Genomic DNA, 5,516 nt, shown 5'->3' with positions numbered 1-5,516 from the left:
AATAAAGGGGAACGGCTAGTTTCCATCAGTATCCCGAGAGGAGGGGATTTTTTTGCAGACGCAGGTGTGGTCCGGTACCAACTGGCCCCTGATCGTGGGGCTGATCTTCGGCAGCGCCGCCTTGGCCCTGTTGGGCGATGTCCTGGGCTTCAAATACGGGAAACAGCGCATCTCCGTCTTCGGCCTGCGCCCCAGATACACCAGCCGTCTGATCACGGCCGTTACGGGGGCGATCATCTCCATCGTCATCCTGACGGTCCTCTCCCTGTTCTCTCAGGATGTCCGTACCGCCCTGTTCAGCATGCAGTACATCCAGCAGCAGCTGATGGATTTGCGCGTGCAGCTGCAGAGCAGTCAGAACAATACAGACCAGGCCCTGGAGGACCTTTCTCTTGCCCGCAGCAGCCTGGAGAATCAGCAGGGCCTGCTGCAGACGACCACGGTCAGCCTGGACCTTGCCCGCTTCGATCTCGAATCCCTTCGCAACGACAAGCTGGTCCTGGAGAACGAGAAGAGCGAGCTTGGGGCTGAGGTTACGTCCATGAGAGAGGAGTCCGAGGAGCTCAAGCGCGCTCTGAGCTCCATGCGCAGCGAGGCCATTGCGCTTCACGCCAATGTCCTTCTGGCGCAGCAGGTCGTACTCCCCAACAGCTCTGCCGCCCAGGTGAGCGAGGACCTTCAGGCCCTCGCAAAGAACGTTCGGCTCTCCGTCCTCTCCGGGCTCTCGGAAAAGCTGAGCCAGGGGATGCGGGACCTGACGATCGCTTTTGATCCTGCCGAGGAGGCCGAGCTGATCGAGCGCCTGACGAATTCTTCCGAACGCTCCTACGTCAGGGCCCTGTCCGCGGAGAACGTCGCCCTGGGAGAGCCGGTCAAGGTCCGGCTCGAGACGGGAACGAGCTATCGGATTTATACCGCCGAAGAGCCGGTCTACCGTAAGCTGGTCCACGCCCAGCACGCCGATTTCGACGCCGAGGAGGCGCTGCATCTGTTTTTGCGCGAGCTCAAGCTCAAGGCCATCCGCGATGGGGTCCTCCCCGACCCTGCCACGAACAGCGTGGGGACCGTGGAGGGGGTCACCTTTTTCGATGTCGTGGAGAGCCTGAAGGACGTCCATGCACCGGTGATCGTCAGCGCTTTGGCCTCCCATGATATCTATACGGAGGGACCGGTCGACATCAAATTCGTGTTGGAGGAGTAGGCCGTTGTCCGTGGCCGGCGTGCGCCCCGGCTGCACCGGGCGGGGCGGCCGCGGAAACACGGCGCCGTCTTGGGACTGAGAATTTTTTCTGTTCATCCGGCGGCAAGGGGGAGAAGATGAGGGACGAATACGTTTTTTACGACAGCAAATACGCGGTCACGGCCCCGGAGCTTCAGGACCTGTACCGGTACACGGGGTGGGGGCGCAGCCGGTCCGTCGAGGGAATCCAGGCGATGCTCGACGGGACCAGTATCTGCTTTTCCGCCCGTCATCAGGATAAACTGGTTGGCTTCTGCCGCATGATCACGGATTTCGTCTACAGGGCTTCCCTCTGGGATGTCATCGTGCACCCCGCACATCAGGGTCAGGGGCTGGGAAGCTCCCTGGTCGACTACGCGCTGAACCACCCCGCCATACGCGGCATCCCCATGATCCTGACCTACACCAGCGAGTGGGAGTCCTTCATGGAATCCCGCGGATTCGAGCCCCGCAAGGGGGCCATGCTGCTGCTGCGCCGCCCGATAGAGTATTCCTGAGCCGAAGGGACGATGCCCTCTTGAACGAGCCGAAGACCTGCGTGATCGTCTATACCGACGGCGGTGCGTCGCCGAACCCCGGATTGGGCGGGTGGGCTGCCGTCCTCGTCTCGCCCGGACACGGCGGGGCGGAACGCGAGCTCTATGGGGCCGAGCCGGACACGACGAACAACCGAATGGAGCTCACGGCCGCGATCCAGGCGCTCAGGGCTCTGAAGTACCCCTGCCGGGTGGAGCTGTACACGGACTCCACGTACCTGCGCAACGCCTTCGAGAAGGGCTGGCTGGAGCGGTGGCGCAAAAACGGCTGGCGCACGTCGGGAAAACAGGCGGTGCTGAACCGGGACCTCTGGGAGGAACTCTGGGAGCTCTCCAGGACCCATTCCATCTATTGGCACTGGGTGAAGGGACACGCCGGCGACGAGCGCAACAACCGCTGCGACGCCCTGGTACAGCGGGCGAAGGAGGAATTTCTCTCGGGGATGTCGCCTGCCGCCCCGGCTTGAGCTCGCGACCGTTTTACTCCATGACCGTATTCCATGATTGATGGAACTCCGTCTCCTTTGCGCTGGGTCCGGGACTGTCTCGACCTTCTGCTCCACACGCTCTGGCCCGTGGCGTGTCCCGTCTGCGGGCGGCTGGGGCAGGTGCTGTGCGGGGAATGTCTGAGCTCCCTTTTGACCCGTCAGATCCCCCGCTGCCTTTCGTGCGGGGGCCCCGCCCCCTGCATCGACCATCCCCGGAGCGCCCCGATCCTCCCGGGTGCCATCTACGAGGGGAAGGTCAGGGAGATCATCCACCGCCTGAAGTACGGACAAACCCGTGCCCTGGGGCCGATCCTGGGCCGCGGACTCGCGGGGCTTCGTCCTCGTCCCTCCCTGGAGGTCCTGATTCCTGTCCCGCTTCATCTAAAAAGCCCGAGGGGCTACAACCAGGCCGAGGCGATTGCTCTGGGGCTGGGCCGCGCATGGGGGATTCCGGTCCGCAGCCTCGCGCGGTGGTCGAGCGACGTCCCCGCCCGCACGCGGCTGAGCCGGGCGGAACGGAGGGAACTGCGTACGGAGGACTTCGTCGTCGCTTCCGACGTACGCGGATTGAGGGTCGGGCTTGTGGACGACGTCTGCACGACGGGGACCACGCTGTCGCGGCTCGCTTCAGCCTGTACCGCGGCGGGGGCGAGGGTGGAGGCCGCCTTCGTCCTGGCGCACGTTCCGGGATGATCCCCCTAAAGCACGGGTGCGGATGCTCCGATATTAAGACTTAGAAATAGAAACGGCGTCGAAGACGAAGCCGTTGGGCTTCGCTTCGACGTAAGCGAACGATACAGCGTCTGCGGCCTCTGATCGTAGAGAGGCGGTTGCCTGCTTTACAGACCGACAACAACTGTGTTGTCGGTCTGTATAAGCGAACGGCACAGCATTTTCGGCCCCAAGGGTCCGAAAAGGGCTGGCCGCCTGCTTAAGGGGAGTGTGTTTTATGATCGGAAAGGTATCCAGTCATTATGGACCGGAGGCTTCGGGCAGGGGCAGGTCGAAGAAGGGACGTTACGCGGACGGTCCTTCCGGGGGAAGCGACCGGGCGGACTTCAGCCCCTTCGCGGTGGAGCTGGCCCGGATCGGGGCCGAGCTGAAGAATGTCCCCGACGTGCGTCAGGATGTCGTCGACCGTCTTCAGGCCCAGGTGGCGGCGGGCGAGTACGTCCCTCAGCTCGAGCAAGTGGCCAGAAACCTGGTCCTGTCCGGGTTTCTGGACCTCCAATAATTACGGTAGACGGACGTGCGTGACCGGGTCGAAGCCCTCATCGATGCGATTCAGGACGAGGCGGATGCCATAGACGACCTCATCGATGTCGTGCAGGAACAGCGCGAGGCCCTCAGGGGCGATGGGGTCGAGGTCCTTCAGGACCTGATGCGGGAGCAGCGGGAGATCTTCTTTGACGTGCAGGCGCAGGAGTCCCTCAGGGAGGAACTGGCGAAGGAGCTGGCTGCCGAGCTGGGCTGCGAACCTCAGGCCGCCTCCCTCAGCGACGCCTTCGAGGAGGACGAACGGGCGCTCTTCAACGGGGTCGTGGACCGCCTCACCCAGTCTTTGTTCGAACTCAAGTCGGAGATGGTCATATTGAGCGGGCTGATCGACCAGAACGAGCGGTACAGCTCGATGCTGCTGTCGGAGTGGCGGCGCCTCGAGGGCGGGACTTCGCGGTTGAGCGGCACGGATTTCAGGGGGTAGACGGGAGATGCTGAACAGCTTTTACGGGCTCGAGATGGGCAAGCGTGCGCTCAACGCATTCAGGCTCGGGCTCCAGACCGTGGGGCACAACGTCTCGAACATGAAGACGGAGGGATACTCGCGCCAGAGGGTGAACCTCTCGACGGTGACGCCCTACACGATGCCCGGAGAGTCCCGGCCCGGCGGCCCCGGTCAGATTGGCATGGGCGTCAAGGTCGACGAGATCGTGCGCATCCGGGACGAGTTTCTGGACTTTCAGTACCGGTCCAGCCTGGCGACCCTGGGCTACTGGGACAAGATCAACAAGCTCTATGAGGCGATCCAGAACTACATCCCCGAACCGGTCAAGCCGGGCATTCGGGTCTCCATGGACAACTTCTTCAACGCCATGCAGAAGCTGCAGGAGAACCCGGAGAGCACCGCCGCACGTCAGACCCTGGTCGAGGCCGCGAGCTCCCTGGGAGGGACCCTGAGCGGGGTGATCAAGGGGTTCGAATCCTACTCCAAGGCCCTCAACGACGAGGTCAGGACCTCGGTCGACGAGGCCAACCGGGTCCTGCGCGAAATAGCATCCCTGAACAAGCAGATTTACCAGCTCAAGGCTCTGGGCCAGAACCCCAACGACCTCCTGGACCAGCGAGACCTGCTCCTGGACAAGATATCCCGTATGATGGACGTGACCTTCCAGGAACCCCTCAAGGTCGGGGATACGAACGGGGAGTTCTTCATGACCCTGAATGGCCGCACCCTCATCCAGGGCGATAGGGTGCGCGAGCTTCGCGCCCACGCCTTCCAGTGGGACGGCAAGGTCTATTACGACGTGCAGGTTGCGGAGAACGAGTTCGACATCGTGGAGAACTGCAAGGTGGCCGATGTGCTGGCGACGGGGCCCGAGGGGGTCCATCAGCTGCACGTCGACCGCCTGGCCAACGGCAGGGAGTGGGAGATCGGCGGAGGGGACCCCTTCTGCCTGAACCCGGACGGGACGGTCAAGGTGTCCTACGTCTCCAACGCCTTCGCCGGCGGGGTCGTCCTGCCGGACGGCGGCGCGGGAAGCCCGAAGAACCTCGTCTTCAAGGGAAAGAGGACGGATGGGAGCGATTACGAGGTCAAGGTAACCCTGACGTGGAACGCGGGAACTGGAAAATGGGATATGACCAACGATAAATCCGCTACCACGGCCTCCTCCGCGTCGGGGGACCTGACCGTCACGGAGCTGGCCGACTACTTGGCGAAGGTGTTCGGCGAGGGGATCCCGCCCGCCGACCTGAACGCCTCGGTCTCGGGCAACTCCCTGATGGTGAAGTCCCTGAGCGGTACGACTCCGGTCTCCTTCGACGATGCGACCCAGGCATTTCTCCAGTTCAGGGAGGAGCATGTCTCCATGCGCCAGCGCCCCATGACGACGACGGAGGCGCTGGGGATCAGCGCGGAGGAACTCGGTGCCAATATGGGCACATACGGGATCCCCGAGTTCCGCACCTCGTTCACGCAGAAGATGATCGACGACTCCAGTCCCGACTGCTTCGCCGACCTCGTGCGCATCTCTG

General features: G+C 63.2%; 7 protein-coding genes. All 7 read left to right on the top strand.

All coding sequences use genetic code 11. From position 1 onward, the window contains the following. Positions 1–52: 52 nt before the first annotated feature. A complete protein-coding gene (locus Q0176_RS06685; protein WP_299300515.1) occupies positions 53–1,201 on the top strand; it encodes a DUF3084 domain-containing protein in 1,149 nt (382 codons plus the stop codon). A 116-nt stretch (positions 1,202–1,317) separates the two neighbouring features. Next, positions 1,318–1,737: a GNAT family N-acetyltransferase gene (locus Q0176_RS06680; RefSeq protein WP_299300512.1), complete on the top strand. Its 420-nt coding sequence runs from the start codon at positions 1,318–1,320 to the stop codon at positions 1,735–1,737. A gap of 20 nt (positions 1,738–1,757) precedes the next feature. Beyond that, on the top strand, positions 1,758–2,243 hold the full coding sequence (rnhA, locus tag Q0176_RS06675) for a ribonuclease HI (RefSeq protein WP_299300509.1): 486 nt from the start codon (positions 1,758–1,760) through the stop codon (positions 2,241–2,243). Between the two features lie 33 nt (positions 2,244–2,276). Further along, positions 2,277–2,957, top strand: a complete 681-nt coding sequence (locus tag Q0176_RS06670) for a hypothetical protein (protein WP_299300506.1) — start codon at positions 2,277–2,279, stop codon at positions 2,955–2,957. Between the two features lie 256 nt (positions 2,958–3,213). Further along, complete coding sequence (locus tag Q0176_RS06665) at positions 3,214–3,498, top strand: flagellar biosynthesis anti-sigma factor FlgM (protein WP_299300503.1); 285 nt, start codon at positions 3,214–3,216, stop codon at positions 3,496–3,498. Between the two features lie 15 nt (positions 3,499–3,513). After that, the gene (flgN, locus tag Q0176_RS06660) at positions 3,514–3,966 is read left to right on the top strand and encodes a flagellar export chaperone FlgN (protein WP_299300500.1); all 453 of its coding nucleotides are present in this window, start codon (positions 3,514–3,516) and stop codon (positions 3,964–3,966) included. A 7-nt stretch (positions 3,967–3,973) separates the two neighbouring features. Continuing rightward, positions 3,974–5,516: flagellar hook-associated protein FlgK (flgK, locus tag Q0176_RS06655; RefSeq protein ID WP_299300498.1), on the top strand; the 1,543-nt coding region annotated here is incomplete at its 3' end.

This window comes from uncultured Fretibacterium sp. (genome assembly GCF_938040765.1).
Lineage (GTDB): Bacteria > Synergistota > Synergistia > Synergistales > Aminobacteriaceae > CAJPSE01.
Note: the sequence above shows the minus strand (reverse complement) of the source record. Positions and strands in the feature narration are given on the sequence as shown.